This is a genomic window from Mycobacterium sp. smrl_JER01 (assembly GCF_048513595.2).
GTDB lineage: Bacteria > Actinomycetota > Actinomycetes > Mycobacteriales > Mycobacteriaceae > Mycobacterium.
Genome location: NZ_JBLXXK020000001.1, coordinates 3,036,891 through 3,051,965, shown reverse-complemented (window position 1 = coordinate 3,051,965; position 15,075 = coordinate 3,036,891). Strand labels below are relative to the sequence as shown.

15 protein-coding genes are annotated in these 15,075 nt (G+C 67.9%); 2 read left to right on the top strand and 13 right to left on the bottom strand.

Features of this window, described 5'->3' with window-relative positions; translation table 11 throughout:
* Positions 1-2: 2 nt before the first annotated feature.
* From ACNUDN_RS14425 to secA2, 10 genes are all read right to left on the bottom strand, one after another.
* Positions 3-626: a MerR family transcriptional regulator gene (locus tag ACNUDN_RS14425; RefSeq protein WP_419122565.1), complete on the bottom strand. Its 624-nt coding sequence runs from the start codon at positions 624-626 to the stop codon at positions 3-5.
* 235 nt (positions 627-861) lie between these two features.
* Complete coding sequence (locus ACNUDN_RS14420) at positions 862-1,356, bottom strand: bifunctional nuclease family protein (RefSeq protein ID WP_419122564.1); 495 nt, start codon at positions 1,354-1,356, stop codon at positions 862-864.
* Between the two features lie 50 nt (positions 1,357-1,406).
* A complete protein-coding gene (ftsR, locus tag ACNUDN_RS14415) occupies positions 1,407-2,159 on the bottom strand; it encodes a transcriptional regulator FtsR (protein ID WP_419122563.1) in 753 nt (250 codons plus the stop codon).
* Between the two features lie 23 nt (positions 2,160-2,182).
* Complete coding sequence (garA, locus tag ACNUDN_RS14410) at positions 2,183-2,656, bottom strand: glycogen accumulation regulator GarA (RefSeq protein WP_419122562.1); 474 nt, start codon at positions 2,654-2,656, stop codon at positions 2,183-2,185.
* A 168-nt stretch (positions 2,657-2,824) separates the two neighbouring features.
* A complete protein-coding gene (gcvH, locus tag ACNUDN_RS14405) occupies positions 2,825-3,220 on the bottom strand; it encodes a glycine cleavage system protein GcvH (RefSeq protein WP_419122561.1) in 396 nt (131 codons plus the stop codon).
* A 20-nt stretch (positions 3,221-3,240) separates the two neighbouring features.
* Positions 3,241-4,005, bottom strand: a complete 765-nt coding sequence (locus ACNUDN_RS14400) for a DUF881 domain-containing protein (protein WP_419122560.1) — start codon at positions 4,003-4,005, stop codon at positions 3,241-3,243.
* A 1-nt stretch (position 4,006) separates the two neighbouring features.
* Entirely contained in the window at positions 4,007-4,339 is a 333-nt protein-coding gene (locus ACNUDN_RS14395) for a small basic family protein (RefSeq protein ID WP_419122559.1), read from the bottom strand.
* Complete coding sequence (locus ACNUDN_RS14390; RefSeq protein WP_419122558.1) at positions 4,340-5,227, bottom strand: DUF881 domain-containing protein; 888 nt, start codon at positions 5,225-5,227, stop codon at positions 4,340-4,342.
* Positions 5,224-5,811: a CDP-alcohol phosphatidyltransferase family protein gene (locus ACNUDN_RS14385; protein ID WP_419122557.1), complete on the bottom strand. Its 588-nt coding sequence runs from the start codon at positions 5,809-5,811 to the stop codon at positions 5,224-5,226. Before ACNUDN_RS14385 ends, ACNUDN_RS14390 begins: the two co-directional genes overlap by 4 nt.
* Positions 5,812-5,821: 10 nt before the next feature.
* On the bottom strand, positions 5,822-8,167 hold the full coding sequence (gene secA2, locus ACNUDN_RS14380) for an accessory Sec system translocase SecA2 (RefSeq protein ID WP_419122556.1): 2,346 nt from the start codon (positions 8,165-8,167) through the stop codon (positions 5,822-5,824).
* A gap of 172 nt (positions 8,168-8,339) precedes the next feature.
* Between secA2 and ACNUDN_RS14375 the strand changes: the two genes are divergently transcribed.
* Both ACNUDN_RS14375 and ACNUDN_RS14370 read left to right on the top strand, forming a co-directional pair.
* On the top strand, positions 8,340-10,229 hold the full coding sequence (locus ACNUDN_RS14375) for an ABC transporter ATP-binding protein/permease (RefSeq protein WP_419125173.1): 1,890 nt from the start codon (positions 8,340-8,342) through the stop codon (positions 10,227-10,229).
* A gap of 45 nt (positions 10,230-10,274) precedes the next feature.
* A complete protein-coding gene (locus tag ACNUDN_RS14370) occupies positions 10,275-12,188 on the top strand; it encodes an ABC transporter ATP-binding protein/permease (RefSeq protein ID WP_419122555.1) in 1,914 nt (637 codons plus the stop codon).
* A gap of 23 nt (positions 12,189-12,211) precedes the next feature.
* On the opposite strand, the gene ACNUDN_RS14365 is transcribed toward ACNUDN_RS14370, so the two are convergent.
* From ACNUDN_RS14365 to ACNUDN_RS14355, 3 genes are read right to left on the bottom strand one after another with little or no spacing between them, the layout of a single operon-like run.
* Positions 12,212-13,759 (bottom strand): FAD-binding protein, encoded by a 1,548-nt coding sequence (locus tag ACNUDN_RS14365; protein WP_419125172.1) that lies wholly within the window; start codon positions 13,757-13,759, stop codon positions 12,212-12,214.
* 2 nt (positions 13,760-13,761) lie between these two features.
* Positions 13,762-14,238 (bottom strand): VOC family protein, encoded by a 477-nt coding sequence (locus ACNUDN_RS14360; protein WP_419122554.1) that lies wholly within the window; start codon positions 14,236-14,238, stop codon positions 13,762-13,764.
* Between the two features lie 45 nt (positions 14,239-14,283).
* Positions 14,284-14,997, bottom strand: a complete 714-nt coding sequence (locus ACNUDN_RS14355) for a TetR/AcrR family transcriptional regulator (protein ID WP_419122553.1) — start codon at positions 14,995-14,997, stop codon at positions 14,284-14,286.
* Positions 14,998-15,075 lie beyond the last annotated feature (78 nt).

The window sequence follows — 15,075 nt, the reverse complement described above, 5'->3', positions numbered from 1 at the left end:
GCTCAGCCGATCTTCCGGTCCCGGTGCTTGCGCCGCGACGCCAGCTCGTCCTCCGGAGCCGAGATGGATTCGCCACCGTCGGCGCGCTCGCCCGGGAAATCCGCGATCGCGCCGGTGAGTTCACGCATCGCTCCGGACACCGCGATGCCGAAGACACCCTGACCGCCCTGCAGCAGATCGACGACCTCTTCGGCGGATGTGCACTCGTACACGGTGGTGCCGTCGGAGAACAGCGTGATGTTGGCCAGATCCTGCACACCGCGCTGACGCAGGTGGTCGACCGCGACGCGGATGTTGTGCAGCGAGATCCCGGTGTCGAGGAGGCGTTTGACGATCTTGAGTACCAGGATGTCCTTGAAGGAGTACAGCCGCTGGCTGCCCGACCCGGCCGCACCGCGGATCGACGGCACGACCAGCGATGTGCGGGCCCAGTAGTCGAGCTGACGGTAGGTGATGCCGGCGATCTGACAGGCGCTCGGCCCGCGGTATCCGACCAGTTCGTCGGGCACCGAATCGTCGGGAAACAGACCGGCCTGCACGGGTTCGGTGCTCACCCGGGAGGGGGCGTCCGCCTGCGGGGAGCCGGTGCCCAGGTCCAGCTGTTCCTGGCGTGGCGTGTCTCCCACTTGTCGAATCCTCTCGCCGATCGAACTCTGACCTGCGTGGGCGCAGCCAACCCCTGATTACACCCTGCCCGAACCTCGTTCGAGCATACGCTTGAGGGCGTGCCGTGACTGCCCGTCGGCACCAAGTATGGCTGCCCGATTCCGGCTTGCAGAAAACCCGGCCCGCGTGTCGAACTCGACGAGACGCATCCGTGACCAAGTCGCACAGTGCGCGGATCCGGCGATCGGGCGGCGCTCAGCTGGCCTTGAAGTCGTCCGGAGAGACGCTGTCGAGGAACTCCTTGAACTTCTCGACCTCGTCCTCGCGCACCGTGCCGGAGGCCTCTTCGTCGCCTTCGTCGGGGATCAGCAGCCCCGCTTCGGCGAGCACCGCCTCCTCGACATAGATCGGCACGCCCACCCGCAGGGCGATCGCCACCGAGTCCGACGGCCGCGCCGATACCTTGATATCGCGGTCGAAGATCAGGTCCGCGTAGAAGGTACCTTCCTGAAGGTCGACGATCCGCACCTCTTTGAGCGAATGCCCAAGTGCGGCAATGACATCCCGGAACAGGTCATGGGTCATGGGCCGCAACGGCTCGACGCCCTGCTGCTCGTAGGCGATCGCGGCGGCCTCGGACTGGCCGATCCAGATCGGTAGATAGCGGTCACCGTCGGACTCCCGCAGCAACAGGACAGGCTGGTTCTGCGGCGGTTCCACGCGAATGCCGATCACACGAACCTCACCCATGTGTGCCTACCCTCCGCACGCCGACGAACCCGTCCTGCCGAGTCTAGTCCTCAGCGATCCAGAACGTCGCGTACCGCGGACTTGATCAGTGACGTGTGCAAGGTGATCGCCAGCGCGGCCACCTCGCGGGCCAGATCGTCGGCACGGTCGCGCGCTCCGGCCTTGCCGCCCTTGACCACCGGGCCGGCGATCTGGGCGATCAGGTCGGACTGCCGGTCGGCGGCCGAGCGGAATGCCCGCAGGTGCCGCGGCTCCACTCCGTAGTCGGCCAGCGCGCGGGCACACTGGGCGATCACGACGGAATGCTCGTCGAAGAATCCACCCGGCCCGGTCGTGATGATCCCGGCCTTGACCAGGGCCGCCAGCAACTCCTCGCCCACTCCGGAACGGTCCAGCAGGTCCTCCCGGCGCAATCGCACCTGGGCGGAGCCGGGCGAGCCCTGCGCCGGACCCGCCTGCCCCGGCTCGCCGGCGACCGGACCGCCCACCGACACCAGACGCGGTGTCGCGTACGAAGATCCGGACTCCGGCAGCTCCCCGTCGGGCATCGCGTCGAGTTGAGCCTTGATCACCTTCAGGGGCAGATAGTGGTCGCGCTGCGCGGTCAGGATGAAGCGCAGGCGGGCACAGTCGTAGGCGGTGAAACGCCGGTAGCCGGACGCGGTCCGCTCCGGGGTGACCAACCCCTCGGCCTCCAGGAACCGGATCTTGGAGATCGTGACGTCGGGGAAGTCAGCCCGTAGCAGATCCAGGACAACCCCGATCGACATCCCGCGCAGTGCTGAGGTGTCGGGTTGGGTCATCGGTGGTTACCGGTCGGCGTCACTCAATCGGAAGCGCTGTCGTCGGCACCCTTCGGGCCGGTGAGAAACACCAGCCGGAACTTGCCGATCTGCACCTCGTCGCCGTTGGCCAGCACCGCGGAATCGACCGGTTCGCGGTTGACGTAGGTGCCGTTGAGGCTGCCGACGTCGACGACCTGGAACTCGCCGTTCTCCAGACGGAACTCCGCGTGGCGGCGGCTGACGGTGACGTCGTCGAGGAAGATGTCGCTGTCAGGGTGACGGCCCGCCGAGGTGGTGGGCTGGTCGAGCAGGAACCGGGACCCGGCGTTCGGGCCGCGCTTGACGACCAGCAACGCCGACCCCACCGGCAGGCCTTCCACCCCCGACACCGCGCTGTCGCCGCCTGCGGCGGGCGGTGCGTCGAGCTCGTTGAGGAAATCGGCGCGAAACACCGATGTCGTCTCCACGGTGACTTCGTCAGAGTCGGCCCCGGAATTGAAGTCCTTGTCCGTCACCCGCTGCTCCTCACTGGCTGCTGTGGCGATAACCGGCCGGACCTCCAGCCGACGCGCCGCTGGTGTCGACCGTACCGCGCATACGACCGCGTTGTGTAAACCGTTGTGTAAACCACTGCCGGAAACGCCCGTCGCGTCCCGGTCTGTCCCGATGACCCTAACAACACCTCAGTCCGCCGCGTGGGCGCGGTAGCCGTCAGCGTCGAGCAGATCGGCGAGGCTGCCCTGCAGCGCACCGGATTCGGCCTGCAATTCCACCAGCCAGCCGGCACCGTACGGGTCGGAGTTGACCAGCTGCGGATCGCTGTCCAGATCGCCGTTGACCGCAATCACTTTCGCGGTCAACGGGGCGTAGAGGTCCGACACCGATTTGGTCGACTCGACCTCGCCGAAGGACTCCCCCGCCGTCACCTCGGCGCCGACGTCGGGGAGCTGGACGAACACCACGTCCCCCAGTGCGGACTGCGCGTAGTCGGTGATGCCGACGCGCACCGTGTCGTCCCCGGTCCGCTGCACCCACTCGTGTTCGGCGGTGTAGGACAGGTCGGCGGGAATCTCGCTCACGGCGCTCCTTGAGGTGAAGGTCATTTGACGGGCTGAGCGTATTGGCGGGGTTTCGGTTGCCGCAAGGCGGTCACGTCCACCCGGTCGGACTGTTGTACCACCATGGCGCCGCCAACGCGCTCGATGCTGTCCATCGCCCCGCCCGGGATGTTCATGGCGGCGGCCAGCGTGGGCGGATCCCCAATCGCGAGAACCGAATACACCGGACCGACGCTGGTGGAATCCACGACCAGGGTTCCGGGACTGCCGACGATCCAGGTGTCCACGCCGACGCGCACCGCGACCTGAACGCCGTCGTGCACGCCCCGGATCTCCATCGCCTCGGCACCCGCGGCGCGTAGCTCGTTGATGACGTCGAGCATGGTCTCGGCGGCCACTCCGCGGGCCGGGTCGGTGATGGTGAGCGTCACGCCGGGGCCCGTCGCGGCCACGGTCCCGATCAGGATGGACAGCGCCGCCAGCCGGGCCTGGGCGTTCTCGATGGCCGCCTGGTCGCTGCTGCCCGAGGCCTGTAGCTGGTTGAGCGTCCGCTGCAGATCGGCCACCTCGGTGTTCAGCGCGGCCTCCCGCTGTTGCAGCGAGTCCAGCAGCACCAGCAGATCCGCCGGTCGCGCCGTCTCCAGCGAATCGCCGGACTCGGTCTGGCGTACCTGGGTGGCGATCGCCACGCCGAGCAGCAGGCACAGCACGACGGCAAGGACTCCGAACACCTTCTGTGACCGGCCGGCCCCATCGCCCCCGGCGGCGTCATCGGGCGGAAGTTCGTGGCGGCCGTGCTCGCTCATGTCAGGCTCCGAGCAGCTGGCGTCGCAGCGCCGCGGCGTTGCCGAAGATCCGGATGCCGAGCACGACGATGATCGCCGTCGACAGCTGGGTGCCGACCCCGAGTTGGTCGCCGACGTAGACGATCAGCGCCGCCACCAGCACGTTGAACACGAACGACACCACGAAGACCTTGGAGTCGAAGATGCCCTCCAGGTAGGCACGCAGGCCACCGAACACCGCGTCGAGCGCGGCCACCACCGCGATCGGCAGGTAGGGCGCGATGACGTCGGGGACATCGGGGTGGAACACCACGCCGAGCACGATGCCGATGACGAGCGCGATGATCCCGATCACTTAAGCCCCCATCCCCTCGGCGAAGTTGATGTCGCGGACCGATCCGGCGGGCAGCACCAGTGCGTCTCCGCCCTCGACGGTCACGACCACACCGTAGGACGCCTCCAGCAGCCGTAACCGCTGCAGACCCGTGCTGCGGTCGAAGCTGTCCTGCATTGCGCGCGGCGGTCCCACCGCGAGGATGACATACGGACTGGACACCGGCTGGTTGTCGACCAGGATGCCGCCGCCGGCCTGCCGGATCGTGACGTTGGGGCCGATCCGCACGCCGCCCACCGAGATCGCCTCGGCGCCGCTGACCCACAGCGAGTTCACGACCAGCTGCAGGTCACGGTCCAGGATCACCTGCCTGCTGCCCTGCACCCGCTCCTTGGAGACGTCGGTGAGATTGCGCGACATGCCCGGGTCGGTGACCGTCACGGACAGACCCGGGCCGATCACCGGGGTGGCGGCGGCGGCGAAATCGGCCACGTCGAGTTCGGACAGCAGCCGCCGGCCGATGGCATCACCCTCGAGTCGGGCGCGTCGGGCGGCGTCGACTGCGGTGGCGAGCCCATCGCGGCGGCCGGCGGCGTCGTCGGTGGCCGCTTCGGCCGAGCGCACGCTGCCGACCAGCACCTGCTGGGATTCCCGCACCCCGGGAGCGGTGTCGCGGGCCTGGGCCCAGGCCGCAGCGAAGACGCCGGCGACCAGTACCGCGGCCAGGATCTGCCAGAGGGTATCGGCCCGGCGGCCGCGTGGCTTCCCGGTCTGGGCGGCGGCCCGGTAGCCGGGGTCGAGGTGTTCGGTGAGCAGCGATCTGAGCAGGGACGGCACCGGGATGCGGGTCGGGGCCCCGGCCCGGTCGGCATCGCGTCCCGCCGAGTCATATCCCCCCAGCGCGCTCATGTCCGTCTCGGCATCACCCGCAGCACCATCACCACCTGGATCAGGTACAGCACCGCCGACCACAGATACATCGCCAGCCCCCAGATCAGGAAGCCCCACCCGACCGCCAGCACGACCCGGCTCCACTGCGCGTCGAACTGGCCGAGCAGCACCAGCGGCAGCCCGGACATCAGTGCGAACGTGGCAGCCTTGCCGATATAGGTGACCGGCAGCGCCGACAACCCTCGGCTGCGCAACAACGGCAGGGTGCCTGCGAGCACCACGTCGCGACCCAGCAGCAGCGCCACCACCCACCACGGCACCACGCCGGCGGCAGCCATCGAGATCGGGACGACGATCATGTAGATCCGGTCGACCAAGGGATCCAGCAGTTCCCCGAGCCGCGAGGACTGGTTGTCGAACAGTCGGGCGATCTTGCCGTCCGCCCAGTCCGACAGCCCGCTGAACATCAGCACCCCGACGGCCCAGGCGGACGCGTCGGCGACCAACAGCAGCCACAGGAAGACGGGGACCAATACCAGCCGGATCACCGACAGCGCATTGGGCACCGTGAACACCCGGTCACGCATGGCAGCGTGGTCCATGGGCCTAAACCTAGCGGAACACCCCGGGCAGGCTCAGTGCCGAGAGGCTGTCGTCGGCCAACGGATTGTCGTGCACCATGTACGTCCAGGTCGAGGTGGGCCGGGCCAGCTTCGACAGGTCAACGCCCGGCTCGTCCTCGATCGACGGTGCGGTGTCGAAGGTCTGCTGCGCGGCCTCGATGGCGTCGGCGGCCAGCGAGGCGAAGGCGTCGACGGCCATTCGGTGGAACTCGTCGAGGGGGTTCTGCCTGCCCAGGGCCCGCAGGTGGATGCTCTCCCGAATGTCGGCCAGGAAGGCGAGGTGATCGGCCCACCCCCGGTCGAGGTGGTACAGCATGATGAGCCGACAGATCTTCTCCAGCTTCGGCTCGGCGTCCTCCCCCAACCGCTCGCTGACCTCGGCATACCGCTGCGGCGACAGCTCGGCCAGCTCCTCGCGCGCGGTAGCGGTGCGCAGCAGGGTATCCCGGCGCTCCACCAGGATCGCGCGCTGCTGGGCGATCAGCTGGTTGTAGCGCCAGGTGTTGGCGTGCACGTCGAGCAGTCTGCCCTCGGCGACGCGCTGGGCGTGTTCGAGCAGGGTCGCGGCCTTCGGGCTGAGCACCCGGCCGTTCTCGTCGCAGTCCAGCGGCAGCTTGTTGTCCTCCAGGTGCGATACCACCAGGTCGTCTTCCCAGCTGGAGAAGAACACCGAGGTGCCCGGGTCACCCTGGCGCCCGGCACGTCCGCGCAGCTGGTTGTCCAGCCGTTCGGTGTGGTGGCGCCCGGTGCCGATGACGTGCAACCCGCCCAGCTCGGCCACCTGGTCGTGGGTGGACTCGTCGGAGCCGCCCAGCCGGATGTCGGTACCACGGCCGGCCATCTGGGTGGACACCGTGACCGCGCCGAGCTTGCCGGCCTCGGCGATCACGGCGGCCTCCTCGGCGTCGTTCTTGGCGTTGAGTACCGCCGCCGGCACCCCGGCCTTGATCAGCCGCTCGTGGATCTCCTCCGACTCGGCGACGTCGCGGGTGCCCACCAACACCGGTTGCCCGGTCGCGTGGATCTCGGCGATGTGCTCGACGACGGCGGCGTTCTTGGCGGCGACGGTGACGTACACCCGGTCGGTCTCGTCCTCCCGGATGTTGGGTTTGTTCGGCGGGATCGGCGAGACCCCGAGCTTGTAGAACTGCCGCAGCTGCTCACCGGCCGCCAGCGCGGTCCCGGTCATTCCGCACACCCGCGGATACCGGTTGATCAGCGCCTGCACCGTGATCGTGTCGAGCACCTCGCCGGTCTCGGTGGTCGCGATGCCCTCCTTGGCCTCCACCGCCGCCTGCAGCCCGTCGGGCCAGCGCTGCAGCGTCGCGATCCGGCCGCGTGAGGAGTTGATCAGGTGCACCGCGTCATCGCGCACGATGTAGTGCACGTCGCGCTGCAGCAGAACGTGGGCGTGCAGGGCGACGTTGACCTCGGTCAGCGTGGTGGCGACATGCTCCTCGGAGTACAGGTCGATGCCGCCGAGCGCCGCTTCGAGTTTGCGGGCGCCGGCCTCGGTCAGGTGCACGTTGCGGCTGTCGTTGTCCGTCGCGTAGTCGGCGTTCTCGTCGAGTTCGCCGACCATCCGGATGAGCTCCACGCGCGGGGTCTCGCGGTGGCTGGTGCCCGCGAGCACCAGCGGGACCAGCGCCTCGTCGACGAGCACCGAGTCGGCCTCGTCGATCAGCGCCACATCCGGGTTCGGCGAGACCAGGTCCTCGACATCGGTGACGAGCTGATCGCGCAGCACGTCGAAGCCGACCTCGTTGACCGACGCGTAGGTGATGTCGCACCGATAGGCCGCCCGCCGCTGCTCCGCGGTGGAATCGGCGGTGATCCAGCCGATGCTCAGACCCATCGCCTCGATCAGGGGACCCATCCACTCGGCGTCGCGGCGGGCCAGATAGTCGTTGATCGTGATGACGTGCACGCTGCGCCCGGCCAGCGCGTATCCCGCCGCGGCGATGGCGCCGGACAGTGTCTTGCCCTCGCCGGTGGCCATCTCGACGACGTCGCCGGCCAGCATCCGCAGCGCGCCCAGCAGCTGAACGTCGAACGGGCGCAGCCCGGTGGTCCGTTCGGCCGCCTCGCGCGCGATCGCCAGGAACTGCGCGATGTCGGCCGAGTCGGCGAGATCGTCGAGCTCGAGCAGTCTGGCCGCTTTGCGCAGCTGGTCATCGTCGAGCTCGGCGGCCTTGGCGTCGAACTCGGCGGCGTTGCGTACCTGGCCCATGGAGCGGGCCTGATCCTTGTCGGTGCTCGCGCCGAGCAGTTTCCAGAATCGGCCGGAAAACCGGCCCGTCTTCGCCGAGTCCGTCTTGGAGGAGGTGCGTGCCACACGATCACGGTACGCGCCCGGGTTCGCGGCCCGGCAACCATAATCGGACCCGCCCCCGACCGGGTTCGCCCCGCGCCGCCACAACCTGCGGTAGCTTCGCCGCAGCCCGGAACGGGTGCGCAGGGTACGGATGGGCAGGGTACGGAGGGGAGGTCGCCCGGCGGTGGACACCGTGGACAGCCAGACGTTCCAGCCGACCCTCGACTGGGGCCGCGAGTTCTTCCATTCGCTGGCGTGGATCGCCACCACGTTCGTGCTGACCGCGCTGTGCCTGCTGATCGTCCTGGCCGTCCTGGGCCGCTTCACCGAGTGGGGACGCCAGTTCTGGCGTGTCACCGGCGGTTACTTCGTCGGTCGGCGCAGCGCGGTGGTGTGGCTGCTGGTGGCGCTGCTGCTGCTGTCGGTGATCGTGTCGGTCCGCATCAACGTGCTGCTGACCTACTACGTCAACGACCTGTTCACCTCGTTGCAGGTGGCCTTCCAGGGCGGGATGTCCAGCGGGGTGGCCGGTTTCTGGGCGTCCATGCGCGTCTTCGCGGTGCTGGCCGTCTGTTTCGTGGTTCGACTGCTCGCCGACATGTACCTGACCCAGCGGTTCGTCATGCGGTGGCGGGTGTGGCTGAGCCGCCGCTTCATCGACGACTGGCTCGGTGACCTCGCCTACTATCGCGCCCAGTTCGCGGGTCGGCCCATCGACAACCCGGACCAGCGCATCCAGCAGGACGTCGACGTGTTCACCGCCGGCGTCGGGGGCAACACCAACAATCCGATCTACAACTCCAGCAACACCTTGCTGTTCGGCGCCGTGGAGGCGGTGTTGTCGGTGCTGTCGTTCGGCCCCATCCTGTGGCGGCTCTCCGAGCCTGTCAGCGTCGGCGGTCTGACACTGCCGCGCGCGCTGTTCTGGATCGTCGTGGTCTATGTTCTGGTCGCCACCGTCGTGGCGTTCGTCATCGGCCGACCACTGATCCGGCTCAGCTACCTCAACGAGCTACGAAACGCCGGTTTCCGGTACGCCCTGGTGCGGGTGCGCGACGCCGGTGCCGCCATCGGCCTGTACCGGGGTGAACCGGCGGAACGCTCGGTGCTTAAGGGCCGGCTCGACGCGGTGATGGACAACTACCGCGGCTGGCTGCACCGGATGATGCTGTACTTCGGCTGGAACGTCTCGGTGAGCCAGACCATCAACCCGTTGCCGTGGCTGGTGCAGGCGCAGGGCCTGTTCGCCCAGCGGATCACCTTCGGCGACGTGTGGCAGTCCTCCAATGCCTTCGGCGCCATCCACGATTCGCTGTCCTTCTTCCGCAACGCCTACGACCAGTTCGCCAGCTACCGAGCGGTCATCATCCGCCTCGACGGGCTGGCCGATCAGAACACCCGCGCCGGCACATTCACGTCCGTCAGCACCGCACACTCCGACAACGGAGTGTTCACGGTCGAAGGTGTCGAGGTGCGCAAACCGGACGGCACACCGCTGGTGCGCACCCTGGATCTGCAGATGGAAACCGGTGAGGCGCTGGTGATCACGGGCCCGTCGGGCATCGGCAAGACGGTCCTGGTGCAGAGTCTGGCCGGGATGTGGCCGTACGCGTCGGGACGGGTGCGGCTGCCGGACGGTCGCGACGAGGCCATGTTCGTCCCGCAACTGCCGTACCTGCCGGTCGGCGACCTGCGCACCGTGGTGTCCTATCCGCAGCCGTCGGGCAGCTACGACGACGCCGCGATCCAGCGGGTGCTGCTCGACGTCGCGCTGTCGAATCTGATCATCCGGCTCAACGACGTCCGGGACTGGGCGAAGGAGCTCTCGGTCGGTGAGCAGCAGCGCATCGCGTTCGCGCGCATCCTGTTGGCTCGGCCGGCGACGGTGTTCCTCGACGAGTCGACCTCGGCGATGGATGAGGGCCTGGAGCAGATGCTGTATCGCTTGTTGCGTACCGAACTGCCGGACACCATCGTCGTCAGCGTCAGCCACCGCAGCTCGGTGGCACCCTTCCACGACAGCCACCTCGAGCTCGTCGGGGACGGCCGGTGGCGGCTGGAACGACTCGCACAGCCCGGATAGGCCTCCAACACCGCGCGGACAGGTTGTCACGGTACTTTGCTCCGCATGGAATTGTTCACCCCGACGCTGGACTGGGGAAATGAGCTGTGGACCTCGCTGTGGTGGATCGCCCAGGGGTGGGCGTACGCCGCGGTGGCCACCATGGTGGTCCTCACGCTGATTGTCCGGTTCACGACGTGGGGCCGACAGTTCTGGCGGGTCACCCGAGGCTATTTCACCGGCCCGGAGAGCGTCGTGGTGTGGCTGTGGCTGGCCGTCATCCTGCTGCTGGTCATCGCCAGTGTGCGTCTGTCGGTGCTGTTCAGCTTCCAGGGCAACGACATGATGACCAGCTTCCAGGTGATCGCGTCGGGTGTCGGTGCCGGCGACGACACCGTCCGGGCCTCGGGGCGGGACGGCTTCTGGCTGTCCATGTTCGTCTTCTCGGTGCTGGCGGTCATCAACGTGGTGTCGATCATGATCGACCTGATGCTCACCCAGCGGTTCATGCTGCGGTGGCGTGCCTGGCTCACCGACCAACTGACCGGCGACTGGCTCGACGGTAAGGCCTACTACCGGTCGCGGTTCATCGACGACACCATCGACAACCCCGACCAGCGCATCCAGATGGACATCGACATCTTCACCGCCGGTGTCGGTCCGCTGCCCAACCGGCCGAACAACACCTCGGGGACCACGCTGCTGTTCGGCGCGATCTCATCGATCGCAGCGATGATCTCGTTCACCGCGATCCTGTGGAACCTGTCCGGGCCGGTGATGCTGCCGTTCATCGGCGTCGAACTGCCCAAGGCGATGTTCTGGATCGGCATCGTGTACATCCTGTTCGCCACCGTCGTCGCGTTCTGGATCGGCCGCCCCATCATCACGTTGGCCTTCCGCAACGAGAAGTTCAACGCGGCGTTCCGATATGCGTTGGTGCGCTTGCGTGACGCGGCCGAGGCGGTGGCGTTCTACTGCGGCGAGGCGGCCGAACGCGCCGGACTGCGCAAGCTGTTCGCACCGGTCGTGGCCAACTACAAGAGATACGTCAACCGGATGGCCGGATTCCTGGGCTGGAACCTGTCGATCACCCAGGCCCAGGAGCTCATCCCCTACGTCGTGCAGTTCTCCCGCTTCTACAACGGTGAGATCACCCTCGGTCAGCTCTCCCAGACGGCCAGCGCGTTTCGTTCCATCCTGTCGGGACTGTCGTTCTTCCGAAACGCCTACGACGATTTCGCCGGATACCGGGCGGCCATCATCCGTCTGCACGGACTCGTGGTGGCCAACGAAGAGGGGCGCGCGCTGCCCTCGGTGGACACGCAGGACTGCCCCGACGGCCGGGTGGAACTCGACGACATCGAGGTCCACACCCCCGACGGCCGGCTACTGCTGGAGCCGTTGAATGTGCACCTCGAGCGTGGTGACGCGTTGATGATCACCGGAGCCTCGGGCAGCGGAAAGACCACCCTGCTGCGCAGCCTCGGACAGCTATGGCCGTACGCCACGGGGACGGTCCGGTACCCGACCACCGGCAACCACACCATGTTCCTGTCCCAGATGCCCTACGTGCCTTTGGGAAACCTGCGGACGGTGGTGTCCTATCCCAACGAGACCGGCTCCCTCGCCGACGAGACGCTGCGGGACGCGTTGAACAAGGTGGCGCTACCGCATCTGGCCGACCGTCTCGACGAGGAGCAGGACTGGGCCAAGGTGCTCTCCCCCGGCGAGCAGCAGCGGGTCGCGTTCGCCCGGATCCTGTTGACCAAACCTGACGCGGTGTTCCTCGACGAGTCGACCTCGGCGTTGGACGAGGGCCTGGAGCTGATGCTCTACCGGCTGATCCGCAGCGAACTGCCGGACACCATCGTGGTCAGCGTCAGCCACCGGAGCACCGTCGCCCAGCACCACACCCGAGAACTCAAGCTGCTCGGGGACGGCCGCTGGGAGGTCGGCCCAATCGAGGCGCGCAGCGGCTAACGCCGCGCTGTGTTTTCTCCCGCCTACCGCGCTGTGCTTTCTCCCGCTCGCCGCGCTGTGCTTTCTCCCGCCCGCCGCGCTGTGCTTTCTCCCGCCCGCCGCCCGGCGTGTTCTCCGGCTCTTCTCCCGAAGAACGAGCCTTCGCCCAGCTGCGTGCCGCTGGCGTAGCCCTTGCCGTCCTGGGCGATGTTGCACGCGCACGCGCCCGCGGCATATAACCCGGGAACCGCGCTTCCGTCCTCGCGCAGCACCTCCCCGTCGATGGACACCTCCAGCCCGCCCATGGTGAAACCGGAGTACATCGCCCGGCCCAAGGACAGGTCGAACACCGCCCAGGGCCCCTTGTCCTGCGCGGCAAGGTATTCGGGCTGTTTGTGGAAGTCCGGGTCGACACCGGCGGCGGCGTTGCGGTTGTAGCGCTCCAGCGTCGCGGCAAGGTTGCCTTCCGGGATCCCCAGTGCGGACTCCATTTCCGCGATCGTCTCGTAGCCGTCGACGAACTTGATCAACGGCATCTCCGGCATCTGCATGTGGTCCTCGTCGACCACCAGATACGCGGTCTGATCGGGTTGTTCGAGCACGAAGGCCGAGGTGCGAGCGTGGTAGGAGTCCTCGGCGACGAACCGGTTGCCCTCGGAGTTGACGATGACACCGGTCAGCAGTATCTCGGGCGGATAGGCGGCCGCGGTGATGAACAGCTGGTCCAGATTGGCGGCGACGCCGCCGGCGGAGACCCCGAGGCCGATACCCAGCCCGTCGTCGTTGGGATTGCCCAGGATGTAGGGCGCGACGGTGCCGTGGTGCTTGGTTTTGCGTTCCTGACCGAGTGCGGGGGTGTACTCGGCGACCATGTCGGCGTTCATCGCGAAACCGCCGGCGGCGATGATCACCGACGTCGCCTTCACCTCACCGGTGTGGGTGAAGTGTTTCCACCGCACCCCGGCGACGGCGCCGTCGTCGTCGACCACGAGCGCGGTCGCCCCGGTTTCGTAGCGAATCTGGACCCCCAGCTCGGCGGCGCGTTTGAGCAGCAGGTCGATCACCATCGCGGCGCCGCCCAGTTCGCCGGGGACCGGCACCGAATGTCCACGGGGGGCGGGCGTGGCCTGCTCGCAGAACGGCCACACTTTCTCGTTGCCCGTGTAGGACAGCCCCTCGGTGCCCGGGGGGACGACCACCTTGCCCGGGTAGTAGCTGCGTTCGAACTGAAAGCCCAGCGCCTCAAGCCAGTTGAAGTGCTCGACGCTTCCCTCGCAGTAGGCGCGGATCTTGTCGTGGTGCGGGTCGCGGGACTGCGACACCAGGTACTTGTACATCTCCTCGGCGGAGTCCTCGTGGCCGGTGGCCTGCTGTACCGCGGTGCCGCCGCCGAGGTAGAAGTGCCCGCCGGCCATCGACGTGGTGCCGCCGGCGGCTGCGGCCTTCTCCAGAACCAGCACCCGGGCACCCGACGCTGCGGCGCTGACTGCGGCGCAGCCTCCTGCGATGCCGAACCCGATCACCACCACGTCGGCCTCGTCGGACCAGGACGTGACGTCGCCGAGATTCACCGTCTCCGGGATGTGCTGCATGCTCACTTCTGCTCCTGTTTGATGTGATCGAAGAACGCCTGGATTTCCGTTGGAATGTCGGCGAATTCGATGAACGGCACGCCGGCGTCCGCGGCAGAGGCGTAGGCGAACCGCATGCCGCCGGGCATGGTGCCGGCCATGACGATGTCGGCCTGCCGCACCGCGGCGTCGAACGCATCGGACGGCAAGGCGCGGCACACGTGGTGCAGCCCCGGCCCGCAGCGGTCGAGGAATTCGGTGTAGATGCTGGTCCCCCTGACCGGCGCGATCAGCTCAAGCTGGGTGTCGCCGGCATAGCTGAGCGAGATGTCCGCGACGTGGTCGGCCGGCCGGCCCCGGTAGGTGCAGGTTTGCGGGCCGAAGTGCACGCCGGGCATCCGCACCCACGTCTTGGCTCCTAGCAGCGCCGTGACCGCCGCCTCGGTGGCGGTCAGGTCATCGGTGACCCAGGCAATCTGGACAGGTGTCTGGTCAAGCATCGCCTTGAGAATATCGCCCGCCGCCCACCGAGGCTAGAACGTGTTCTAATTCTGCTGCTGACGCGGTGGCTGCGGGCCGTGCACCAGGCATTCGGTCAACATTTCGAGCTGCGCGTCGAAAACGGCCGCGGGCTCGGCGAAGGTGTCGGGCCCGTACTGACCGAAGACCTCCAGACTGATCGCCCCGATCAGCGCAGCCCACAGCGTCAGGCACCGGGCCACCAGGTCGTCATCGGCGGCGAAGTCGAACTCGGCGCGCACACCGTCGAAGTCCTGGCTGAGTTGTTGTGGGACAGTGATTTTCGATGTCGGTGCGATGTCTCCGGAGGCTATGCCCTCGGCGACGACGGCCAGCAGCGCCCCGACGACCCGGGTGCCCGGCCCCACGGTGCGGTCCCGGGGCGCCTGATAGCCGGGGACCGGGCTGCCGTAGAGCAGCGCCCATCCGGTGGGCTGCTGGACCGCCCAGGCTCGCGCGGCGCGGGCGATGGCAGCCAGCCGGTCCCGCCATCGAGCCGGGGCCGCGTCGCGGGCCTTCTCCACCGCGTCCGCGAGCTCGGTGTAGCCGTCGACGAGCAGCAGGGTGAGCAGTTCATCACGGTTGGCGACATAGCGGTACACCGCCGACGAGACCATTCCGAGGTCGCGGGCGATGGCGCGCAACGACAGGCCGGCGGCCCCGTCGGTGGCCAGGTGTGCGCGTCCCAGCTCGATGATCTGCCGCTCGATGCGCTCCCTGGTCTGCTGCCGCTTTCCCACGGGCCCAGTGTGGCACAACCGAGATCACTGCTCTTGAATTTCCCGGCTCGCGGCGTCATCATGGCGAATGAGAGCGCT